Annotated in this window: 3 protein-coding genes; 1 reads left to right on the forward strand and 2 read right to left on the reverse strand. The window is 62.3% G+C overall.

Going from position 1 to position 5027, the window contains the following annotated elements; genetic code table 11:
• Positions 1-421: FAD-binding protein (locus tag VN856_RS26315; protein ID WP_325694792.1), on the forward strand; the 421-nt coding region annotated here is incomplete at its 5' end.
• Positions 422-445: 24 nt separating this feature from the next.
• Here VN856_RS26315 and VN856_RS26320 read toward each other — a convergent pair.
• Positions 446-1219: an aspartyl/asparaginyl beta-hydroxylase domain-containing protein gene (locus VN856_RS26320; RefSeq protein WP_325694794.1), complete on the reverse strand. Its 774-nt coding sequence runs from the start codon at positions 1217-1219 to the stop codon at positions 446-448.
• 154 nt (positions 1220-1373) lie between these two features.
• Positions 1374-4517 (reverse strand): peptidase domain-containing ABC transporter, encoded by a 3144-nt coding sequence (locus tag VN856_RS26325; RefSeq protein ID WP_325694796.1) that lies wholly within the window; start codon positions 4515-4517, stop codon positions 1374-1376.
• Positions 4518-5027 lie beyond the last annotated feature (510 nt).

Genomic DNA, 5027 nt, shown 5'->3' on the forward strand with positions numbered 1-5027 from the left:
GTTCCTCGACGGCTACGAGACGATCACCGAACTGGAGACCGCGCTCGGGATTCCCGCGGGCAACGTCGCCGCGACGCTGGAGCGCTACAACGAATTCGCGGCAAACGGCGAGGACCCCGATTTCCACAAGCAGCCGGAATACGTTGCGCCGCAGGCTAATGGACCGTGGGCCGTGTTCGACCTGTCACTCGGGCGGGCGATGTACTCGGGATTCACGATGGGCGGCCTGGCCGTCACCGTCGACGGCCAAGTGCAGCGCGGCGACGACAGCGTCATCCCGGGCCTGTACGCGGTAGGCGCGTGCGCATCCAACATCGCCCAGGACGGCAAGGGTTACGCCAGCGGTACGCAGCTCGGCGAGGGATCGTTCTTCGGGCGCCGCGCGGGTGCGCACGCGGCGGGAAACGCCAGGGGAGCGTAGGCATTCAAATTCGTTGCGGCTATATCAATCTTCGGGGTACAACAGACGCCTGCCGAACATGATCGCTCGTCTGTCGGCATCAGAGAGATCGGGATGCCAAATATCGAAGATGAGTACCAACCGCGTTCCGGTACCTTCGTGCCAAATTTCATGTTCAAACGAATCATCGAAGATGATCACTTTGTTTTCCAGCCAAGTTCGGGTCTCTCGCCCCACTCGAATGGCGCAGCCTGGAGGAACCTTCAGTCCGAGGTGGCAACGCAGACGAGCGTTGTTTGGGCCACAATGCGCCGAGATATGTGTCCCGCCAGTAATGGCGGCACAAGAAACCAGCCCTGCGCTGTCAACGCCTGGTATCCGGGCTATCGCAGCCGTGGTGACCGGCGCTAAGTCCCATCCGGCCTCGTTTCGGACGCCTTCGGAATATAGGCGATGCGAGGTCCAGGATCCCGCATTCGCCAGCCCGCGATCAACCTCTTGATGAACGAGTGCGAAGACGTTACGCGCGAAGAGATCCGACATCTCGGCCGCAATTCTCGGTGCTTGTGCCTCAAGGGCCGGCACCCAATCGAATCGCGATGGATCGTGCCAGGCGCGGGCTTCCAGTCCGGGATACAAGTTCAAGGGCTGTTGAAGCGGATCGGGCGGCGTTACTGGCTTGCCACATCCGGTCCGCAAACCGGCCTCGACGAGTGCAGCTGCACGGATGTCATCATCGTTCGACGAAAAGTGTTGTCGTACTTGTGCACTGATGAATTCAATTCGATCGTGCCCGGAGACAACCGTTTGCTCGGACATGTCGACTCCTACTAAGTCGGGCCAAAGCTCGGGCGCGTCACAGCGGGCGCGGCAACGTCAGGTTACTCTATGTCGTCGGCGCAGGTGCTGGCATTATCGTCACCGATCCGGGGTGCTGTCGATGCATTCGGAACGCCGCCACGCGCTGGCCTGCTCACGTGCCGAGTTGCTGGCTGCACAGGTAGTAATACAAGCCCTGGAGCGCCATTAACTCGTCATGAGTGCCACGTTCGACGATTCGGCCCTGCTCGAGCACTATGATGAGGTCGGCGTCGCGCACTGTACTGAGCCGATGTGCGATCACAAATGATGTGCGCCCCTGGAGTAGTTGATCGAGATTCTGTTTGACCGCCCGCTCTGATTCGGTGTCGAGCGCGCTAGTGGCTTCATCGAAGACCAGCACCGGGGGATGGTGATAGACCGCCCGCGCAATCGCGATCCGTTGACGCTGTCCGCCGGACAGCAAAAGGCCGGATTCGCCGATGCGGGTTTGGTAACCCAATGGCAGGCGCTCGACGAACTCCGCGGCGTTGGCCGCGCGCGCCGCCCATATCACCCGCTCGGGATCAGGCTGCTCAGCGCCAAAAGCGATGTTCTCCGCGATCGTCGCGTCGAACATGTGATTCTCTTGCAGCACGACGCCGATGTGGCGACGGAGATCGCGCAGGTTCAGGCTGGTCAACTCCCGACCGTCGTAGAGGATTGTTCCCCCGGTCGGTTCGAGCAGTCCGCACAAGCACTTGATGAGCGTGGTTTTGCCGGAACCGCTTCGGCCGACGATGCCAACCCTGGAGCCGGGCCGCACCTCGAAATCGATCGCGTCGAGAACTCTTGTTTGAGCCGGCCCGGGATACTGGAAACTCAAGTCCTGGAACTGAATATGGCCTGAAATGTCTGTCACTGGCGCCAAAGCCGAATGATCCGCACCCTGCTCGGGCGTCCGCTCGAGCACATCGTTGAGGCGACCGAGTAGAACCACCATCTGCTGCAGCATGTCCCACGACAAAACGACCATCACCAGGGGCTGATTGCTGAGCAGCACCAAAGCGTTGAAGGAGATCAACCCTCCGACGGTGAGCTGTTGGTGTAATACCTGCAATGCGCCGAGCCACAAAAAAAGAGCCAGCGACAAAAAAGAGATCAGCTGGACTGCGCCGTTGTACAGCATGAGCACGACATCGGCCCGGTAAATCTTGTCGGACAGTTCGTCGAACTCGTTGAGCATTGTCCGGCGCAGCGATTCCTCGGCACCCATGGCCTTTACGGTCTCGATGCCCCTTATCGAGTCGATTTGTCGCGACTGGTATTTGCCCCAGCACTCCTCGAGGCCCTCGTAAGCCGGCAGCAGGCGAGCCTGCGCATACCACATCAGGATCCCATACAGCGGGAGCGCGCTGAGCAGGTACACGAGCGTCAAACGCCAACTGAAAAAGCACATGACGGCGATGGCGACCACAACCTGAGTGATCGCGGTGAGGCACGCTACGGCCCGGTTGATCGAGATCTCGCGCACCAACTGCAAGCCGCTGAGCCGCCGCCCGATGTCGCCGATGCGCCGGGCCCGGAAGTAGGCCATCGGCAGTGCGAGCAACACCTGGGAAAGGGTCTTCAGCGAAGCCCGGTCCACACGCACCGCGATGCGGCTGATCAACAGCCTCTGAACGATCGTGACCACGACGGATAAGAACAGCGCGCCGAACATGGCCAGCACCAGCCCGCTGAGCAGCCCGATGTCGTGTAGGTGGATCACCTTGTCGACGATGACCTTGCTCAACACCGGGATGAGCATCGAGCCGGCGGCCGATAGGAACGCCAGCGCTAACGCCACGAGCAGCGTGCGCCGATACGGCTTGAAGAATTGGAGATACCAGCTGACCGGCGAATGCTGCTCGGGGACCTCCATCAATGCTTCGGTGGGCGCGATCAAGGCCGCGAAGCCCGACCAATTCGCCTCTAGTTCGGCTCGCTCCAACCGGCGACGGCCGCGCGCCGGATCCACCACCCACGCGTGCCGCGCATCAATGTGAAAGAGGACGACCCAGTGGTTATTCGTCAAATGCATCATCGCCGGCAGCGGCATCGAGTCGAGTCGATCCTCGGATACCTTTGCCGCGGACACCTTGAACCCGAGTGCCTCCGCACCTTGGCTGATGCCCGACAGGCTGGTGCCGTCGACTGAGGTGTGAACGACCTCGCGCACGTGCGCCAACGACACCTTGCGGCCGTAGTACCTGCAGATCATCGCCAGAGACGTGGCACCGGCCTCGGTGGAATCGTTCTGCAGAATCAAAGGAAAGCGGCGAATACGTTTGCGGTGCCGGACGAAGTCGTCGAACCGTTCGATTTCGTCCGCCGCTGGGGACGGGTACGAGGTCGCGTCGGCACGAGTCTGTTCCGCGCTCAGGACATCGGGTCCGGCGGCACCCGCCGGCAGCAACTCGTCAGCGAAATCCGGCGGGACCTGTGCCAAGCGACGGTACTCGGAGGCAGCGACGCGCTGCTCGAAGCCTTCGCGAAACTTCGGGAATTGGGCAGCCAGCGCGGCGAACAAATCCGGCTCCAGCGCCCACAACTCGCAACCGGTGACCGCCTCGACGCTGACAGCACGAGCCGTGCCACGCAGCAATGACACCTCGCCAAAGAAATCGCCCGGATGTAGCTCCGTCGGCTGTTCGCGGGTGCCGTCGCCATCCGGATGAGCCCGTAGCCGGCCTTGGCGGATGACGTACATCGGGCCGGCCGGGTCGCCCTGGCGGATGACCAGCTCGCCGGCGCTGACCGCCTTGGGGACCAGCCCGCCCAGCAGCGCCCGCATTCCGTCGGGGGGAAGGTCGTCGAACGCCGCGTCTCGGCAAAGGAAGTCGCGCAGCTCGCGGCGCCGCAGGTCGAGTTGAACGTAGCGGCTCACCTCCGGCTCGGTGTGGACCAATGCCTGGAATTTCCCACGGTCCAGCCGCAGCGCCTGCACCGGGCTGGAAGCACGCACCGTGGCCGTACGGTGAGGCTCGGGATCCAGCAGCGACCGTTCGCCGAACATGTCGCCAGAGCGCAGAACGTTGAGCGGTAAATCGTGGCCGTGCTCACCGGCCTTGATCACCTGCGCGGTTCCGGACTGAATGACGAACATTGCGTCAGCGCGATCGCCTTCGGCGACGATCACCTCGCCGAGGCCGAAGCTCACGGGAGTAAACGACGCCTCCACCAATTGACGAACATCTGCCGGCATCAATTCCAGCAATGGGACCCGTCGCAGGTTCGGCGGGGCGGTTGGCGTGACCGGGCGATCAGAGACGGTCATGGCGGTTCACGCGCGTGCGGCCCCGGCGGGCGGCGCGCCCGCTATCTCTTCGCGGAGATGCACCATGACCTCCCAAGTCCGTGTCCGCGCGTACTCGGCAAACTTTCTCGCTGCCATCCGTTGATCTGGACGTCTCGCAGCAAGTGCCAGTTTACGAATTCGTCAACGATCAGCAATCGATGGTGACCTCTTCGGCGATCAGCACATTGTGCCAGCCGCGCAAGTACTCGGCGGTCGCTTGGAGAAATATTTCACATCCCCGACATTTCTCGTAGCGCGCGCCTCTCGGCAAACGCGCGAGTAGACTACGCGCGACCTAGAGGCACCGTTCGATGGACCGCCACAACCTCAGATCGTCAACGCCAATAACAGGCGTTTCACTCGGGAGGGAATGCGCAGGGTGACGGAGATGTGGGCGGTGGTCAAGCAAGGGCCTTCCGTCCAGCGACGTCGGGTGCCGATGCCCGAGCCGCGACCGGGAGAGCTACTCATCCGGGTCGCAGTGGCGGG

Source organism: Mycobacterium sp. (assembly GCF_035603715.1).
Classification (GTDB): Bacteria; Actinomycetota; Actinomycetes; order Mycobacteriales; family Mycobacteriaceae; genus Mycobacterium.